Below are 16388 nucleotides of genomic sequence, written 5' to 3' on the forward strand. Positions count from 1 at the left end.
ATTGCAGGGCGATCGGTTATACTTACCAAGCAATGACTCGAGGGCAAATGATGGATAAGCTGAGTTTGCAAGCCAAGAAAGCTTGTTTCGCCAAGTATCGAAAATCCAATTTCGCGGCCAGCCTGCGCCTTGAGGGCATTGTGCCATCCCCTACCGATGGCGAAGTGAAGCTGCCTACCCGCGCTGCGGCTCTTCATGCCGTCCGACGCATCAAAGCTTGAGCCGAGACAAGTACGGTACTGACCAAGCACCGGATTGCTACCCGGGTAGCGACGTGCTTATAAACTTGCTTGATCTGCAAGATGCAGATGACCTTGAAGAGGCCGAGCGGTACCTCAACGAAATTGCCTTGCAAACGATGGACTTTGTCCAGCCGCCCTACAACCTCGACGCTTTGAAGCGGGTGCACCATGCCTTGTTCTGCAATGTGTATAGCTGGGCAGGCGAGACCCGAACGTTAGCAATCAGTAAGGGCGGAACAAGGTTCTGCAGTCCAGAGTTTATCGAGTCCGAAACCGAGAAAGAATTTTCGAAGATGGCCGACGCGCACTGGTTTGAAGGGTACTCCCGAGAAAAACTGGTTTCCGCTGTTGCGCAATCCTACGGTACGTTGAACGTCGCGCACCCATTCCGGGAAGGCAACGGACGAACACAGCGCTACTTATTTGAATGTCTGGTATTCAACGCAGGTTACATTATAAATTGGGACTTGGCCAACCGTGAAGAATGGGTCAATGCATGTATCGCATCCTACTACGGCAACGATGTCCCTCTGGCCGCAATCTTCGATAAATGTATCGGTTCTGAAATCATGGAAGTGGACTTTTGAATTGAGCACCCAGCGCGCTCAAGCTCACACTAGTGTCCTGCCTCGGAAATAAGCTGTTCACTTTTGGCGGCGTCCTGGGCGCCCGGCGCGCGTTGCCACTCCTCGCCATACCCCTGCTATGCCATTCAGGATAGTAAGCTACCGGCGCCCCGTGATGCCCCCTCACATCTCGACCTGGGTCCCCAGTTCGATCACCCGGTTCAGCGGCAGCTTGAAGTACCGCAGGTTGCTGTTGGCATTCTTCAACAGGAAGGCGAACAAGTGCTCGCGCCACTTGGCCATGCCGATTCGCTTGGTCGGCACCACGGTTTCCCGGCTCAGGAAGTAGGTGGTGCGCATGGGGCTGAAGTCCAGCTCGGTCGTGCTGCTGTGGCTGAGGGCAAGGGGCACGTCGGGCTCCTCCATGAAGCCGAAGTGCAGGTTGACCCTGAAGAAGCCCTGGCCGAACGCCTCGACCTCGAAGCGCTTGTCCTGCGTCACCCGCGGCGAATCCTCCGACACCACCGTCAGCAGCACCACCTGCTCGTGCAGCACCTGGTTGTGCAGCAGGTTGTGCAACAGCGCGTGGGGCACCGCATCGGAGCGGGCGGTAAGGAACACCGCCGTGCCCTGCACGCGATGGGGCGGCTGCGCCTGCACGCTGGCTATGAACAAGGGCAGCGGCAAGGCGGTTTCATCCAGGCGCTCGACGATGATGCTGCGCCCGCGCTTCCAGGTGGTCATCAGCACGAACAGCGCCAGGCCGGCGATCACCGGGAAGGCGCCGCCCTGCAGGATCTTCGGCGCGTTGGCGGCGAAGTACAGGCCGTCCACCAGCAGAAAGCCCAGCAGCAAGGGAATCGCCAGCCAGCGCGGGGTCTTCCATAGCAACAGCACCACCGCCGAGGCCAGCAGCGTGGTGATCAGCATGGTGCCGGTCACCGCGACGCCGTAGGCCGCCGCCAGGGCGCTGGACGACTCGAAGCCGACCACCAGCAGCACCACGCCGACCATCAGCGCCCAGTTGACCATGCCGATATAGATCTGCCCCTGCTCTTCGCTGGAGGTGTGCTGGATGAACATGCGCGGCACATAGCCCAGCTGGATGGCCTGGCGGGTCAGCGAGAAGGCGCCGGAGATCACCGCCTGCGAGGCGATGATGGTAGCCAGGGTGGCCAGCGCGACCATCGGCAGCAGCGCCCACTCGGGGGCCAGCAGGTAGAACGGGTTGCGCACCGCTGCCGGGTTGTCGAGGATCAGCGCACCCTGGCCGAAGTAGTTGAGCACCAGGCCCGGCAGCACCAGGATGAACCACGCGCGGGAAATCGGCTTGCGGCCGAAGTGCCCCATGTCGGCATAAAGCGCCTCGGCACCGGTCAAGGCCAGCACCACGGCACCCAGAATCGCCACGCCGATGCCCGGATGGGCGACGAAGAAGTGCGCCGCCCAGGACGGGTTCAGCGCCTGCAGCACCTCGGGCCGCTGCACGATGCCATGGATGCCTAGCGCCCCCAGCACCACGAACCACAGCACCATCACCGGCCCGAACAGGATGCCGATGCGCGCGGTTCCGTGCTTCTGGATGATGAACAGCCCGACCAACACCACCACCGCCAGGGGCACGACCCAGTGCTCGATGCCGTCGATGCCCAACTGCAGGCCCTCCACCGCCGACAGCACGGAGATGGCCGGGGTGATCATGCTGTCGCCGTAGAACAGCGCCGCGCCGAACAGCCCCAGCAGCACCAGCACCTTGCTCAGCCGCGGATAAGGACGTGCCGCCCGCCTGGCCAGCGCGGTCAGCGCCATGATCCCGCCCTCGCCCTGGTTGCTGGCGCGCAGGATGAACAGGACGTACTTTACCGAAACCACCCAGATCAACGACCAGAACACCAGCGACAGGATGCCCAGCACCCCCTCAAGGTTGGCCTGCACGCCGAAATGGCCGGAGAACACCTCCTTGAGCGTGTACAGGGGACTGGTGCCGATGTCGCCATAGACGACGCCGACGGCGGCGACCAGCAGGCCGACGCCCGTGCTTTTGTTGGCGTGGGACGGGTTTTCAACGGTTGCGGATTGGCTCACAGGTAACGTCTCGTCAGTATCGCGTAAACACTGAATGCGGGCAGGCAGGCTGGGGGGGGCAGAAAAACCGCGCCAGTATCTTCTCAAGCTGCAAAGGCCGGCATAAAGAAAGCGTAAAGAAACGCCATTCCCCGATGAGCGCTCGACATCGGAGGAAGACTGCTGGCCACCTTGCGCTCCGTCGGCCAGGTCTCTCTTTTTACGCTTGAGTGCATCCAGATCCCGTTCTGGTGGGTATTCAACTCAGGGCAACAACTGAATGCCCTGCCATGCCCCCACCAGGAGATCGCTCGATGAACATCGCACACGTTTCGTTCCTGACCGCCTGCGGCCTCGCCCTGGCCATGCTGGTGCCGACCGCCCACGCCCAGACCGGGGTCCCCGATGCCGTCAAGGTGCCGGACGGCCACAAGGTGGCGCTGGAAACCGTCGGTGTCGGCGAAATCACCTACGAATGCCGCGACAAGGCCGACGCCCCCGGCCAGACCGAATGGACCTTCGTCGGCCCGAAGGCCGTGCTCAAGGACCGGGCCGGCAAGACCGTGGGCGACTACTTCGGCCCGCCCGCCACCTGGCAGGCCAAGGACGGCTCGAAGATCACCGGCACCCAGCTGGCCATCGCCCCGGCGGCCAAGGGTGACCTGCCGTACCAGCTGGTCAAGGCCAATCCCGCCGAGGGCAAGGGCGCCATGAGCGGCGTCAGCTTCGTCCAGCGCCTGGCCACCCGTGGCGGTGTCGCCCCGCAGACCGCCTGCACGGCGCAGAACAAGGGCGAGAAGCAGATCGTCAAGTACCAGGCCGACTACATCTTCTGGGCCGCCAACTGAGGGCCTGCGCGCAAGGCGCGCCAGCACCCTTGAGCTACGCTCATCGACAGTCCCCGGCCGACCGGCCGGGGCTCCCGGTAGCATGAGGATCGGCCCGACCTTGAACCTGCCCACGACGCCATTCGACTACGAGCGCTGTCTCCAGGCCTGTGCCAGGGGCGATCGCGGCGCCCTGCAGGCGCTTTACGACCAGGAGGGTGCCCGGCTGCTCGGCGTGGCCCGGCGCATCGCCCGCGACCACGCCACCGCCGAGGACATCGTCCATGACGCCTTCATCCGCATCTGGACTCGCGCGGCCAGCTTTGATCCGGCCCGAGGCTCGGCGCGTGGCTGGGTGTACAGCCTGACCCGGCACCTGGCCCTGAATTTCATACGCGATACCCGCCGAGAAGTGGTGATCGACGATGTTGCCACCGTCGATATCGCGCCCTATCACGATGACATGACCTTGCAGGCCGATGCACCGAGGATTCACCGCTGCCTCGACCAGCTCGACGCCGCGCCGCGCAAGTGCATCCTGCATGCTTACGTCGACGGCTGCAGCCATGCCGAGATCGCCCGCCTGCTCGACACCCCGCTGGGCACGGTCAAGTCGTGGATCAAACGCAGCCTCAAGGCGCTGCGGGAGTGCATGGGATGACCAACGAGCCGGGTAACGAAAGCACCGATGACCTCGAGCAACTGGCCGGGGAGTACGTGCTAGGCACGTTGTCGGCCGAACAGCAGGAGACCGTGCTCAAGCGCCTGGACAGCGACCGTGCCTTGCGTGACGCCGTGGACGCTTGGGAGCAGCGACTGCTGGGCTTGAACGCGCTGGCCACGCCACTTGCGCCCAGTCCCCGACTGTGGCAACGGATCAACCGTAGCCTGGGCGACCGCCCTGCCCAGCCCTCATGGTGGCGACGCCTGGGGCTGTGGCAAGGGCTGGCCGGTGCCGGCCTTGCAGCCAGTCTGTTACTGGGTCTTGCACTGCTGACGGTACAGTCGCCTGCCACCACCTATATGGTCGTGCTGGTGGCGCCTGCCACCCAGGCACCTGGCTGGGTGGTCCAGGCCCGTGGCGCTGATCAGGTCCAGCTGATTCCCTTGGGCAAGTCCGAGGTCCCGGGAGGCAAGGTCCTGCAGTTCTGGACCAAGGGTGAACAGTGGCCAGCACCAATCTCGCTTGGGCTGATCAAACCTGGGGAGCAGGTCACCGTGCCGCTGGAGCGCCTGCCTGCGGTAGAGCCCAACCAGTTGTTCGAGCTGACCCTGGAGAATGCGGGTGGCTCTGCAAGCGGACGTCCGAACGGGCCTGTGCAGTTCATCGGGCGGGCGGTCAAAGTGCTCTGAATTGGCGTCCGGCTTCGAATCGCCGGGGCTGCTTTGCGGCCCTTTCGCGGCACAAGGCCGCTCCTACAGGGGGGCGCGTTCGCCTGTAGGAGCGGCCTTGTGCCGCGAAAGGGTCGCAAAGCGACCCCGGCAATCTTGAATTAGAGCGGCCATATCCCAAAAAACGCAAAAACCTTGAAAGGGATGGCTCCAAGGGCCCACAGGGCTCCACCTCGGGTAGCCTTTTCGCCCGGGCAGGCAATACTTCCCTGTACAGGCGCGCGTGTTGCGGGTAACGCGAGCCACTAGGAGGTGCGAGGTGAACAAACTATCAATCGTGGGTGCCGGTATCGTCGGTGAGGCAGCGGCCCAGGTCATCGCCCGGGACGCGCTCTGCCGTGAACTGGCGCTGATCGACGTCCAGGGTGAACTGGCGCAGGGCAAGGCGCTGGATGTCTGGCAGGCGGCGGTGGAGTCCGGGTCCGATACCAAGGTGCACGGCGGGTCGGATGCGCAATTGCTGCAGGGTTCCGATCTGGTGGTGATCACTGCGGGCGTGCCGCGCAAGCCTGGCCAGTCGCGCCAGGATGTCCTGGCCATCAACCTGCCGATACTCGACGGCATCATGCGCGATGTGAAACAGCAGGCGCCAACCGCGACGGTGCTGGTGGTGTCGAATCCGGTCGACGTGCTCACCTACCGGGCCTGGAGCCTGAGTGGACTGGGCCGCGACAAGGTGTTCGGCCAGGCGGGGGTGCTGGATACCGCGCGCATGAAATGTTTCATCGCCGAGCAGACCGGGTTTTCGGCACGGGATATCACGGCGCTGGTCCTGGGCGGGCACGGCGACAGCATGGTGCCTTTGATGCGTTATTGCATGGTCGGTGCGGTGCCGCTGGCGCACTTGCTGTCCAGTGAGCAGATCGAGCAGATCGTTGAGCGTACCCGTAAAGGTGGCGGCGAGATCCTTGCCCTGAAGAAGGTCGGCAGCGCCTGCGATGCGCCGGGCGTGGCGATCGCGCAGATGGTGGATGCGATTGCCAACGGGCGCAGCCGCATCCTGCCGGCGGTCGCGATTCTCGAGGGCGAGTATGGACGCACGGATATCGCCATGGGGGTTCCCTGCGTGCTCTCGGACGCGGGCATCACGCGGGTGATCGAGCTGCCGCTGGATGCGCAGGAACAGGCGATGTTCGACCGCTCCGCGGATCAGGTGGCGCGGGATATTGCGGAGATGAAGGCGCTGTAGGTAGCCATCACAGGTCCAAGGCGCCCCTGATCAACGCATCAAGCATGCCGGGCGCCTGAGGATCACACTCATCCAGCAGACACACCGGAATACCTTGCAACACAACCTGCGACGCCCCCAGCCCCTCGCCCACCAGCGCCAGCGGGCAAGCGATCTCCATCTGCAACGAACGCAGTCGTTTCGCCAAGGCCGCGCTTACCGGCCCCCGCACCGCAACCACCAGCACCGCCGGCTGGATTGCCCTGCACACCAGCGCCAGCTCCTCCAGCGGCTGGCCACACCCCAGCACCTCGATGCGTTGGCGCCGATCACTCAGCAGCAGGCCGGCACACAGCAACTGCAGCTCGGCCAGGCCCTCGGCGCCGGCCAGCAGCACCCGTGGCGCATCGGCCTGGTTCATGTGCAGGCGCAGCAGCAGACGGGCGCGCAGGAAAGTGTCCAGGAACAGCCACTGGCTGCGCTCGCCGAAAGCCTCACCTTCGGCCAGCTCGCGCCACACCGGCATGAACACCTCGTGCATCACCGAGGCCTTGGGCAACAGCGTGAACAACTGCCCGTGAATGCCTTCCAGCGCCTGTGCGTCGAACGCCTTGGTCGCCCGGACAACGGCCTGGCGCCAGTCGTGAAAGGCATCGTCCTGCGCGGGGGGCGCTTCGGGCTGGCCGGCGAGCAACCCGCCAACCTTGCTGATAGGCACGCCATTGCCGGTCCAACGCAAAATGTCGCGAATGCGCTGGACATCCCTGGCCGTGTACAGCCGGTGCCCGCCTTCGGTGCGCTGCGGACTGATCAGGCCATGGCGGCGCTCCCAGGCGCGCAACGTCACGGGGTTGATGCCGGTCAGGCTGACCACGTCGCGCATGGGCAGCAAGTCGAAGGAAGGGGCGTCGGTCATGGCCAGGGTTCGAATGGGTGAAGACACATTCTAACCCCATGGGTACCTGTTGCGGCGAGCCTGCTTGGGTCATCATGGTCGGCACACGCGCCCGAGGTTCTCGCACGGAAGCTACGCTGCGCATTCGCACACACGATCCGACAGGTGAGCTCCATGATCAACGCGAAACTCCTGCAACTGATGGTCGAGCAGTCCAACGATGGCATCGTCGTCGCCGAACAGGAGGGCAACGACAGCATTCTCATCTACGTAAACCCGGCCTTCGAACGGCTCACCGGCTACGCCACGGACGACATCCTCTACCAGGACTGCCGCTTTCTCCAGGGCACCGACCATGACCAGCCGGGCGTCGCCGCCATCGGCCAGGCGATCCGCGCCGGCCACCCCTGCCGCCAGGTGCTGCGCAACTACCGCAAGGATGGCAGCCCGTTCTGGAACGAGCTGTCGATTACCCCGGTGCGCAACGAAGCCGACCAACTGACCTACTACATCGGTATCCAGCGCGATGTCACGGCCCAGGTGGCCGCCGAGGAGAAAGTGCGCGAACTGGAAGCGGAGGTCGCGCGCTTGCGCGAGGCGCTGGCGGCAGCCGGACGCTGACGGCAAAAGCTGTACAAGAAGATTGTATTTGTACAATTTTAGTCCTAGGCTTCAGTCATACCTGTACAACTCGCCATCGTTGTACAGGATTTCCCGGAGCCGCGCATGTCAGACTACCTGCAGCAGTTCGCCGAATGCTTCGCCCGCCTGCACCGGGGCAACCTGGACTCGCTGGAAAACCTGTACAGCGAAGATGTCAGCTTTCGCGACCCGCTGCACCGGGTCGATGGCCTGCCGGCCCTGAAGGCGTACTTCGCCCAGCTCTACGCCAACGCCCACGACATCCGCTATGCCTTCACCGGCGCCGACGAGGTCCGGCCCGGGCAGGGTTACCTGCGCTGGACCCTGCACTTTCGCCATCCACGTCTGGCCGGTGGCCGGCCCATCAGCCTGCAGGGCTGCAGCCATCTGCAATGGCAGCAGCGGGTACAGGTTCACCAGGATTACTTCGACGCCGGTGCCCTGCTCTATGAACATGTCCCGGTCATGGGCGGCGCCATCCGCTGGCTCAAGGGTCGGCTGGCATGAGCCGCTACTGGCTGACCGGCGCCAGCAGCGGCATCGGCGCGGCGCTGGCCGCGCAACTGCTGGAACAGGGGCACCAGGTAGCCTTGGGAGGCCGCTGCGCCGAGCGCCTGGCGCCCTTGGTCGAACGTTTTCCCGGGCAGGCGCTGGCGGCCCTTGGCGATATCGACGACCGCGAACGGCTGGCGTTGATCGCCGGGGAACTGCAGCAAGCCTGGGGCGCACTCGATGGCGTGATCCTCAACGCCGGGACCTGTGAATACCTGGAGCCGGGTCGATTCGACCCTGACCTGGTCGAGCGCGTGGTGCGCACCAACCTGCTGGGCCTGTGTCATTGCCTGGCCATCGCCCTGCCCATGCTGCGCCGTGGCGAGCGCCCGCATGTGGTGGTGATGGGCAGTTCGGTGGCCTGGCTCGCCCTGCCCCGGGCCGGCGCCTATGGCGCATCCAAGGCCGCCGTGCGTTACCTGATCGAATCGCTGCGCATCGACCTGGCCAATGAAGGCATCGATGTCACCCTGGTCAGCCCCGGCTTCGTCGATACGCCCCTGACCCGGCGCAACGACTTCCCCATGCCTCAGCGCTGGACGGCGCAGCGCGCCGCCCGCCATATCGCCCGGCGCCTGCCCGGGCGGCCGCTGGAAATCAACTTCCCCGCTGCGTTCACCCTGGTCCTGCGCCTGCTCGGCGCGCTGCCGCCGCGTTGGCGCCTGGCGCTGGGTCGACGCCTGGCAAGACGGCCACAGGAATAGCCCGCCATGCGCATCGCGATCATAGGCAGCGGCATCGCCGGCCTGACCTGCGCCCACCTGCTGTCGCGCCGCCACGAAGTCACGGTGTTCGAGGCCGAGGACTGGATCGGTGGCCACACCCATACCGTCGAAGTGCCCTGGCACGGCGAGCGCCACGCAGTGGACACCGGCTTCATCGTGTTCAACGACTGGACCTACCCGAACTTCATCCGCTTGCTCGACCAGCTTGGGGTCGCCTCGCGTCCGACCCAGATGAGCTTCTCGGTGCATGACCCGGACAGCGGCCTCGAATACAACGGCCACAACCTCGACACCCTGTTCGCGCAACGGCGCAACCTGGTGTCGCCGGGGTTCTGGGGCATGCTGCGCGACATCCTGCGTTTCAACCGCCAGGCCCTGGCCGACCTGGACCGCGAGCGCATCGACCCGTCCACCACCCTGGGCGGTTACCTCCAGGCACAGGGCTATGGCCGGCGCTTTATCGAGCACTACGTCGTGCCGATGGGCTCGGCAATCTGGTCGATGTCACGGGCGGACATGCTCGATTTCCCCCTGCAGTTCTTCGTGCGTTTCTGTCGCAACCATGGGCTGCTGTCGGTCAACCGGCGTCCGCAGTGGCGGGTCGTCGAGGGTGGTTCGCGCAGCTATGTCGCACCGCTGTGCCGACCGTTCGCCGAGCGCATTCGCCTGGCGTGCAAAGTCGACCGGGTGAGCCGCGACGAAGGCGGCGTCACCCTGCACGGCAAGGCCGGTAGTGAGCGCTTCGACAACGTGGTGTTCGCCTGCCACAGCGACCAGGCCCTGGCCCTGCTGGAAGCACCCAGCGCCCAGGAGCGCGCGGTGCTTGGGGCCATCACCTACGCCAGCAACGATGTGCTGCTACACACCGACACCCGCCTGCTGCCGCGCCGGCGCAAGGCCTGGGCCAGCTGGAACTACCGCCTGGGCGGCCCCGAACAGGCCCCAGCCGCGCTGACCTATAACATGAACATCCTGCAGGGCATCCAGGCCCCGGTGACCTTCTGCGTCAGCCTCAACCAGACCTCACGTGTAGACCCGGCGCAGATCATCGCCCGCTACCAGTACGCCCACCCTCAATACAGCCTCGCCGCCACCGCCGCCCAGGCCCGCCAGGCCGAGCTGCAGGGCCAGCACCACAGCTACTACTGCGGCGCCTACTGGGGCAACGGCTTTCACGAAGACGGCGTGGTCAGTGCGCTCAAGGTCGCCGAACACTTCGGAGAGCAATTGTGAACAGCAGCCTGTGCCCGGGCTGGGTCAGCCATCGACGCCTGGGGCCCCGGTCGCATGCCTTCCGCTACCGGATCGGCATGTTCTACCTGGACCTCGACGAGCAGGCCCGGCTGCTGGGCCTGTCGCGCTGGGTGGGGCGCTGGCGACTGGCGCCCTTGAGCTGGCGCGAGACCGACTACCTGCCGGCGCTGACCGGCAAGGGCGAGCCGCTGGCCCAGGCCGCCCGCCGACTGGTCGGCCAGGCCACCGGCCAGGTTCCCGAAGGCCCGGTGCGCCTGCTGACACAGTTGCGCAGTTGGGGGCTGTCGTTCAATCCGGTGAGCCTGTACTTCTGCCATGACCGCGACGAGCAGTTGGCGGCGATTCTGCTGGAAGTGCGCAACACGCCATGGCGCGAGCGCTTCCACTATGTGCTGCCGGTGCGGGACGGCCTCGAGCAACCGTTCACCATGGCCAAGGCCTTTCACGTATCGCCCTTCCTGCCGATGGCCATGGACTACCACCTGCACTTCCATCTGGATACGCAGCGGATTCACGTGCACATGGAGAACTGGCAAGACGGCCAGAAGGTCTTCGAAGCCGACCTCGCCGTGCGCCGCCAGCCGCTGGACCGCGCCGCGCTGCATCGCTACCTGCTGTCCTTCCCCTGGATGAGCCTGCGCACCGTCTCGGCCATCTACTGGCAAGCCCTGCGCCTGTTGTTCAAGCGTGTCCCCGTTCACGACCATACCGCCAGCCAGGGCACCCTGGCGCTCGGCCATCGCCGCGAGGAGCCCGACCATGTCGAACCCCACCCTGAGCGTTAGCAAATCTGCAGGCCTCACACCGCTATTGGGTGGACTGGCCCGCAGCGCGGTGCTGGCGCAACTGGGCAAGCTACGCCACGGCCACCTGCGGCTGCGCGAGCGGGGACGGCAATGGAGCTTCGGCGACACCGACAGCCCGTTGCAGGCCGAAGTGGAGATCCTTGAAGGCGCGGCCTGGAACCTGGTGGCCGGCAATGGCTCGATCGGTGCCGGCGAAGCCTACATCCATGGCTACTGGCACAGCCCGGACCTGGCGGCCGTGACCCGGCTGTTCGTGGCCAACCTGGAGGTACTGGACGCCCTGGAGGGTGGCCTGGCGCGTCTGGGTCGCCCCCTGCTGCGCCTGCTGCATCGCCTGAACCGCAACAACCGGCGCGGCGCCAAACGCAATATCCTGGCCCACTACGACCTGGGCAACGTCCTGTTCGAACACCTGCTCGACCCGACCATGATGTACTCGGCGGCCCGGTTCGAACACCCCGAGCAACCCCTGGAGCAGGCCCAGCTGAACAAGCTGGAGCAGATCTGCCGCAAACTCGAACTGCGTGCGCAGGATCACCTGCTGGAGATCGGCAGCGGCTGGGGCAGCCTGGCGATCCACGCCGCGACCCGGCACGGCTGCCGGGTCACCACCACGACGCTCTCCGAGGCCCAGTACGCCTTCACCCTGCAGCGCGTCCAGGCGCTGGGGCTGGAGCACCGTGTGACGGTGTTGCGCCAGGACTATCGCGACCTGGCGGGCACCTTCGACAAACTGGTCTCGATCGAGATGATAGAGGCCGTCGGCCACCGTTACCTGCCTGTGTACTTTCGCCAGTGCGCTACGCTGCTCAAGCCCGACGGGCTGATGCTCCTGCAGGCCATCACCATCCGCGACCAGCGCTATGCCCAGGCCTGTCGCTCGGTGGACTTCATCCAGCGCTACATCTTCCCCGGCGGCGCCCTGCCGTCGCTGAGCGTGCTGCTCGACACCGCCAGCCGCCAGACAGGACTGAACCTCGTGCACCTGGAGGACTTCGGCCTGGACTACGCCCGCACCCTGCGGCACTGGCGCGACAACCTGCGCCAGGCCCGCGGTGTGCTGACGGCGCTCGGCTACGACGAAATGTTCCAGCGCCTGTGGGAGTACTACCTGTGCTACTGCCAGGGCGGTTTCGAGGAGCGCGCCATCGGCGTCGCCCAGTTGCTGTGGGCAGCTCCCCTGGCACGGCGCGCTCCGTTGCCCGGGCACTGACCCATGCGCCGTGGCTGGCTGATCGCCAATGCCCTGTGGCTGCAGGCCGGCTGGTGGCTGTGCGTGCTCGGCGCCCGATGGCCCGGGTTGCTGCTGGTGGTGCCGCCGGTCATGGCGGTGCATGTATACCTCTGCCAGGATCGCCCTGGCGAGGCTTGGGCGCTACTGCGCGTGACGCTGGCCGGCTGCCTGGTGGACAGCCTGTTGGGCGCGATTGGCGTGTTTACTTTCGACAGCCGTCCGCTACCCGTGTGGCTGGTTTTGATGTGGCTGGTGTTGGCCAGCGGCCTGCGCCATAGCCTGGCCTGGGCCGGCCAGCCGTTCTGGCGCGGGGCGGTGCTGGGTGCGTTGGGCGGGCCGCTGGCCTATCTGGCCGGTGCCCGGTTGACGCAGGTTGACCTGCCGTTGGGCGCGGTCACCACCGCCCTGCTGCTGGCGCCGATCTGGGCGCTGCTGCTGCCCGCGCTGGTACGCCTGGCAGCGTGGCGCTGAGCGGCGAAATCGATTGTCCTAATGCCCTGCGTGCAATGCTAATTTCATTCGCCCCCGGTGAACGCTCTAGACTGCCGACTCACAATTCAAGGAGCCCAGGCGATGCATGGCGAAACCTCGATTGAAAAACTTCTCCAGTCCATGAGGCCCGAACTCAATGATGGCGAATATGTCTTTGCCACGGTCACTGACGCCTCGCAGCTGCAAGACCTGAACATTGTAGGCAGCTTCAGGGAGCGCGAAGGCTGGACGGTCATCCTGGAGCGAACGGTCGCGGACGCGATGCAGCTGCCCTACACCTATGTCTGCGCCTGGATCACGCTGACCGTCCACTCTTCCCTCGAGGCCGTGGGCCTGACTGCGGCGTTCGCCACCGCGCTGGGCAAGGCGGGCATCAGCTGCAACGTAGTGGCGGCCTATTACCATGACCACATCTTTGTCGGCGTGGACGATGCCCAGAGCGCAATGACGGTGTTGAAGGCACTGTCTGACAACGCTGGATAATCATAAGTCAGGCCTTTCGCGGCGCAAGGCCGCTCCTACCCGGATCGCGTACCCCTGCAGGAGCGGCCTTGCCGAGGCGTCGGACCGGCCGGAAAGGGCCGCAACGCGGCCCCAGGATCTCAAGCCAGACTCAGCGTCTGCCAACCATCCCCGCCACCCGATCCACCGCAATACGGGTCTTCTCCACCAGCTCATCCAGCTCGCCTCGGCTGGCCACCAGCGCCGGCGCCATGATCATGCGCCCCAGGGTCGAGCGAATGATCACCCCTTCCTCAAAACCGAAGGTGCGGCACTGCCAGGCCAGGTCGTTCTCGTTGGCGAAGCGCTTGCGCGTGGCCTTGTCCTCGACGAACTGCAGCGCCGCCACCAGACCGGCGCCCTGCACCTCGCCGATCAGCGGGTGATCGGCGAATACCTCGCGCAGGATGCGCTGCAGGTATGGCCCGGTGTCGTCCTTGACCTGGCGCACAATGCCTTCGTCGCGCAGGGCCTTGAGGTTGGCCACCGCCACCGCTGCTGCCACCGGGTGACCGGAATAGGTCAGGCCGTGGGCGAATACCCCGCCCCGCTCCACCAGCGCCTCGGCGATGCGCTTGCTCAGCACCAGCCCGCCCATGGGCACGTAGCCACTGGTCAGGCCCTTGGCGATGGACAGGGTGTCGGGCTCGAAACCGAAGTGCTGGTGGGCAAACCATTCGCCGGTGCGACCAAAACCGCCGATCACCTCGTCGGCGCACAGCAGCACATCGTACTGGCGGCAGATGCGCTGGATTTGGGGCCAGTAGCTCTCGGGCGGGAAGATCATGCCGCCGGCGCCCTGGAACGGCTCGGCAATGAAACCGGCAACGTTCTCGGCGCCCAGCTCGAGGATCTTCTCCTCCAGTTGCAGGGCGCAGCGTCGGCCGAACTCGGCCGGGGTCAGCTCGCCGCCCGCGGCGAACCAGTACGGCTCGTCGATATGCGCAACGTCCGGGATCAGCCCGCCCATCTCGTGCATGAACTTCATCCCGCCCAGCGCCGTGGCCGCCAGGGTCGAGCCGTGGTAGCCATTCCAGCGGCCGATCATGATCTTCTTGCTCGGCTGGCCGACCACCTGCCAATAGCGACGCACAGTGCGGATCAGCACCTCGTTGGCCTCGGAGCCGGAGTTGGTGTAGATGGCGTGGCTGTAGTGGCCCGGCAGCAGGCTGAACAGCAGCTCGGACAGTTCGATCACCGCCGGGTGGGTGGTGTGGAAGAACATGTTGTAGTACGCCAGCTGGTCCATCTGCGCGGCGGCGGCGGCGGTCAGGTCCTTGCGGCCATAGCCGAGCTGGGTGCACCACAGGCCGGACATGCCGTCCAGGTAGCGGCGGCCGTCGTTGTCCCACAGGTACAGGCCTTCACCCCGGGTGATGACCCGTGGCCCCTCGGCGTTGAGCGCCTTCTGGTCGAGGAAGGCGTGGATGTGGTGGGCGGCGTCGCTGGCCTGGTAGTCGCGGGTGTCGCGTTTGGGCGCAAAAGGTGCGTTCATTGTTGTTCTCCTCGGGTGAATGTCAGCGCAGCTGGATCCAGGTGGTCTTGAGCTGGGTGTACTTGTCGAACGAATGCAGCGAGAGGTCGCGGCCAAAGCCCGACTGGCGCCCGCCGCCGAACGGCACGGTCACGTCCAGGGCGTCGACGGTGTTGACCGACACCGTGCCGGCCTTGAGCCGCCGGGCCACGCGGTGGGCGCGGTTGAGGTCGTCGCTCCAGACCGACGCGGCCAGGCCGTAGACGCTGTCATTGGCCAAGGCGATGGCCTGCTCCTCGTCATCGAAGGCGCTGACCGCCAGTACCGGGCCGAAGATCTCCTCGCGGGCTAGGGCCATGTCCTGGCGCACATCGGTGAAGATCGTTGGCGTGATGAAGTTCTGCGAGCCGTTGACACTCAGCCGCTCGCCGCCGCACAGCAGGCGCGCGCCCTCGGCCCGGCCCTGGGCGATGGCCGCCTCGATGCGCGCGGCCTGCCCTGCATCGACGATGGCGCCGGCGCGGCTGGCCGGATCCAGCGGGTCGCCCGGCAGCCACTCACGGGCCTGGCGCAGCAGGCGCTCGACGAACTCGTCATGGATCGAGCGCTGCACATACAGCCGCGAGTTGGCCGAGCACACCTCGCCCTGATTGAAGAAGATGCCGAACGCCGCTTTCTGCGCTGCCAGGTCGAGGTCGCGGCAGTCGTCGAACACCAGGTTCGGGCTCTTGCCGCCGCATTCGAGCCACACCTGCTTGAGGTTGGACTGCGCCGAGTACTGCATGAAGTACTTGCCCACCTGGGTGGAGCCGGTGAACACCAGGCAGTCCACGTCCGGGTGCAGCCCCAGGGCGCGGCCCGCGGTTTCACCCAGGCCCGGCACCACGTTGAGCACGCCTTCCGGCAACCCCGCCTGCAATGCAAGCTCCGCTAGGCGCAGGGCCGAGAATGGCGACTGCTCGGCGGGCTTGAGCACCACGCTGTTGCCTGCGGCCAGTGCCGGGGCGACCTTCCAGGCGGCCATGTCCAACGGGAAGTTCCACGGCACCACCGCGCCGATGACGCCCAACGCCTCGCGGCTGATCATTGCCACGGCGCTGGCGGCGGTCGGCGCGACCTGGTCGTAGAGCTTGTCCAGCGCCTCGCCATACCAGGCGAACACATGCGCAGCACCGGGCACGTCGATGCTGTAGGCGTCCATCACCGGCTTGCCCATGTTCAGCGAGTCAAGCAGCGCCAGTTCCTCGCGGTGGGCCAGCATCAGCTCGGCCAGGCGCAGCAGCACGCGCTTGCGCTCGGCAGGCGCCATGCGTGCCCAGGGGCCGTGCTCGAAGGCACGGCGGGCGGCCCGCACCGCCTGGTCGATTTCATGGTCGGCGCAGGCGGCGACCTGGGCCAGGCAGCGCTCGGTCGCCGGGTTGATGGCGGCGAAGGTGGCACCGTCGCGGGCCGTCACCGGGCGGCCGTCGATCAACGCGGTGGTGATGAAGCTTTGCTGTGCAGCGCGCTGCTGCCAATCGCTTTTCGTATGCACGCAGGTCTCCCCTCCGGCCA

18 protein-coding genes are annotated in these 16388 nt (G+C 65.8%); 14 read left to right on the forward strand and 4 right to left on the reverse strand.

From position 1 onward, the window contains the following. The first annotated feature begins 50 nt into the window (after positions 1-50). Entirely contained in the window at positions 51-221 is a 171-nt protein-coding gene (locus NMG10_RS14015; protein ID WP_232857262.1) for a YhfG family protein, read from the forward strand. A gap of 65 nt (positions 222-286) precedes the next feature. After that, positions 287-829 carry a Fic family protein gene (locus NMG10_RS14020; RefSeq protein WP_337994565.1) on the forward strand — a complete coding sequence of 181 codons (543 nt, stop codon included), beginning with the start codon at positions 287-289 and terminating at the stop codon, positions 827-829. Between the two features lie 162 nt (positions 830-991). On the opposite strand, the gene NMG10_RS14025 is transcribed toward NMG10_RS14020, so the two are convergent. Continuing rightward, positions 992-2893, reverse strand: coding sequence for a potassium transporter Kup (locus NMG10_RS14025; RefSeq protein WP_234562589.1), 1902 nt, complete (start codon positions 2891-2893; stop codon positions 992-994). Positions 2894-3186: 293 nt separating this feature from the next. On the opposite strand from NMG10_RS14025, the gene NMG10_RS14030 reads away from it, so the two are divergent. The 4 genes from NMG10_RS14030 (at position 3187) to NMG10_RS14045 (ending at position 6280) form a co-directional block, all read left to right on the forward strand. Further along, on the forward strand, positions 3187-3720 hold the full coding sequence (locus tag NMG10_RS14030; protein ID WP_254464563.1) for a DUF3455 domain-containing protein: 534 nt from the start codon (positions 3187-3189) through the stop codon (positions 3718-3720). A gap of 100 nt (positions 3721-3820) precedes the next feature. Beyond that, positions 3821-4360 carry a sigma-70 family RNA polymerase sigma factor gene (locus NMG10_RS14035; RefSeq protein WP_232857228.1) on the forward strand — a complete coding sequence of 180 codons (540 nt, stop codon included), beginning with the start codon at positions 3821-3823 and terminating at the stop codon, positions 4358-4360. Then, positions 4357-5052: an anti-sigma factor gene (locus NMG10_RS14040; protein WP_232857230.1), complete on the forward strand. Its 696-nt coding sequence runs from the start codon at positions 4357-4359 to the stop codon at positions 5050-5052. Before NMG10_RS14035 ends, NMG10_RS14040 begins: the two co-directional genes overlap by 4 nt. 298 nt (positions 5053-5350) lie before the next feature. After that, the gene (locus tag NMG10_RS14045) at positions 5351-6280 is read left to right on the forward strand and encodes a malate dehydrogenase (RefSeq protein WP_254464564.1); all 930 of its coding nucleotides are present in this window, start codon (positions 5351-5353) and stop codon (positions 6278-6280) included. Between the two features lie 7 nt (positions 6281-6287). Here the strand turns inward: NMG10_RS14045 and NMG10_RS14050 are convergent, their stop codons facing one another. Continuing rightward, positions 6288-7175: a MerR family transcriptional regulator gene (locus NMG10_RS14050; RefSeq protein ID WP_232857232.1), complete on the reverse strand. Its 888-nt coding sequence runs from the start codon at positions 7173-7175 to the stop codon at positions 6288-6290. 153 nt (positions 7176-7328) lie between these two features. Between NMG10_RS14050 and NMG10_RS14055 the strand changes: the two genes are divergently transcribed. The 8 genes from NMG10_RS14055 to NMG10_RS14090 all read left to right on the forward strand — a co-directional run bounded on the left by NMG10_RS14055 (position 7329) and on the right by NMG10_RS14090 (position 13342). Continuing rightward, positions 7329-7775: a PAS domain-containing protein gene (locus tag NMG10_RS14055; RefSeq protein ID WP_050705354.1), complete on the forward strand. Its 447-nt coding sequence runs from the start codon at positions 7329-7331 to the stop codon at positions 7773-7775. Positions 7776-7880: 105 nt separating this feature from the next. Continuing rightward, positions 7881-8303 carry a nuclear transport factor 2 family protein gene (locus NMG10_RS14060; protein ID WP_232857234.1) on the forward strand — a complete coding sequence of 141 codons (423 nt, stop codon included), beginning with the start codon at positions 7881-7883 and terminating at the stop codon, positions 8301-8303. Then, positions 8300-9052, forward strand: coding sequence for an SDR family oxidoreductase (locus NMG10_RS14065; protein ID WP_254464565.1), 753 nt, complete (start codon positions 8300-8302; stop codon positions 9050-9052). The genes NMG10_RS14060 and NMG10_RS14065 overlap by 4 nt, the downstream gene beginning before the upstream one ends. A gap of 6 nt (positions 9053-9058) precedes the next feature. Next, positions 9059-10306, forward strand: a complete 1248-nt coding sequence (locus tag NMG10_RS14070) for an NAD(P)/FAD-dependent oxidoreductase (protein ID WP_203652556.1) — start codon at positions 9059-9061, stop codon at positions 10304-10306. Further along, positions 10303-11112: a DUF1365 domain-containing protein gene (locus NMG10_RS14075; RefSeq protein ID WP_254464566.1), complete on the forward strand. Its 810-nt coding sequence runs from the start codon at positions 10303-10305 to the stop codon at positions 11110-11112. The genes NMG10_RS14070 and NMG10_RS14075 overlap by 4 nt, the downstream gene beginning before the upstream one ends. Next, the gene (locus NMG10_RS14080) at positions 11087-12346 is read left to right on the forward strand and encodes a cyclopropane-fatty-acyl-phospholipid synthase family protein (protein ID WP_203652554.1); all 1260 of its coding nucleotides are present in this window, start codon (positions 11087-11089) and stop codon (positions 12344-12346) included. Before NMG10_RS14075 ends, NMG10_RS14080 begins: the two co-directional genes overlap by 26 nt. 3 nt (positions 12347-12349) lie before the next feature. Beyond that, positions 12350-12838 (forward strand): DUF2878 domain-containing protein, encoded by a 489-nt coding sequence (locus NMG10_RS14085; RefSeq protein WP_254464567.1) that lies wholly within the window; start codon positions 12350-12352, stop codon positions 12836-12838. A 102-nt stretch (positions 12839-12940) separates the two neighbouring features. Further along, a complete protein-coding gene (locus tag NMG10_RS14090) occupies positions 12941-13342 on the forward strand; it encodes an ACT domain-containing protein (protein WP_203652552.1) in 402 nt (133 codons plus the stop codon). A gap of 130 nt (positions 13343-13472) precedes the next feature. Here the strand turns inward: NMG10_RS14090 and NMG10_RS14095 are convergent, their stop codons facing one another. Beyond that, positions 13473-14855 (reverse strand): aspartate aminotransferase family protein, encoded by a 1383-nt coding sequence (locus tag NMG10_RS14095; protein ID WP_254464568.1) that lies wholly within the window; start codon positions 14853-14855, stop codon positions 13473-13475. A gap of 22 nt (positions 14856-14877) precedes the next feature. Beyond that, positions 14878-16368 carry an aldehyde dehydrogenase gene (locus NMG10_RS14100; RefSeq protein WP_254464569.1) on the reverse strand — a complete coding sequence of 497 codons (1491 nt, stop codon included), beginning with the start codon at positions 16366-16368 and terminating at the stop codon, positions 14878-14880. Positions 16369-16388 lie beyond the last annotated feature (20 nt).

Source organism: Pseudomonas sp. DVZ6 (assembly GCF_024259445.1).
In the GTDB taxonomy this organism is placed as follows: Bacteria; Pseudomonadota; Gammaproteobacteria; order Pseudomonadales; family Pseudomonadaceae; genus Aquipseudomonas; species Aquipseudomonas peradeniyensis.

Bases quoted from the DNA above. Each gene is read 5' to 3' on its own strand.
- NMG10_RS14085 (WP_254464567.1), top strand. From the start codon at position 12,350: ATGCGCCGTGGCTGGCTGATCGCCAATGCCCTGTGGCTGCAGGCCGGC.
- NMG10_RS14015 (WP_232857262.1), top strand. From the start codon at position 51: ATGGATAAGCTGAGTTTGCAAGCCAAGAAAGCTTGTTTCGCCAAGTAT.
- NMG10_RS14030 (WP_254464563.1), top strand. From the start codon at position 3,187: ATGAACATCGCACACGTTTCGTTCCTGACCGCCTGCGGCCTCGCCCTG.
- NMG10_RS14055 (WP_050705354.1), top strand. From the start codon at position 7,329: ATGATCAACGCGAAACTCCTGCAACTGATGGTCGAGCAGTCCAACGAT.
- NMG10_RS14070 (WP_203652556.1), top strand. From the start codon at position 9,059: ATGCGCATCGCGATCATAGGCAGCGGCATCGCCGGCCTGACCTGCGCC.
- NMG10_RS14040 (WP_232857230.1), top strand. From the start codon at position 4,357: ATGACCAACGAGCCGGGTAACGAAAGCACCGATGACCTCGAGCAACTG.
- NMG10_RS14065 (WP_254464565.1), top strand. From the start codon at position 8,300: ATGAGCCGCTACTGGCTGACCGGCGCCAGCAGCGGCATCGGCGCGGCG.
- NMG10_RS14050 (WP_232857232.1), bottom strand. From the start codon at position 7,175: ATGACCGACGCCCCTTCCTTCGACTTGCTGCCCATGCGCGACGTGGTC.
- NMG10_RS14090 (WP_203652552.1), top strand. From the start codon at position 12,941: ATGCATGGCGAAACCTCGATTGAAAAACTTCTCCAGTCCATGAGGCCC.
- NMG10_RS14080 (WP_203652554.1), top strand. From the start codon at position 11,087: ATGTCGAACCCCACCCTGAGCGTTAGCAAATCTGCAGGCCTCACACCG.
- NMG10_RS14060 (WP_232857234.1), top strand. From the start codon at position 7,881: ATGTCAGACTACCTGCAGCAGTTCGCCGAATGCTTCGCCCGCCTGCAC.
- NMG10_RS14095 (WP_254464568.1), bottom strand. From the start codon at position 14,855: ATGAACGCACCTTTTGCGCCCAAACGCGACACCCGCGACTACCAGGCC.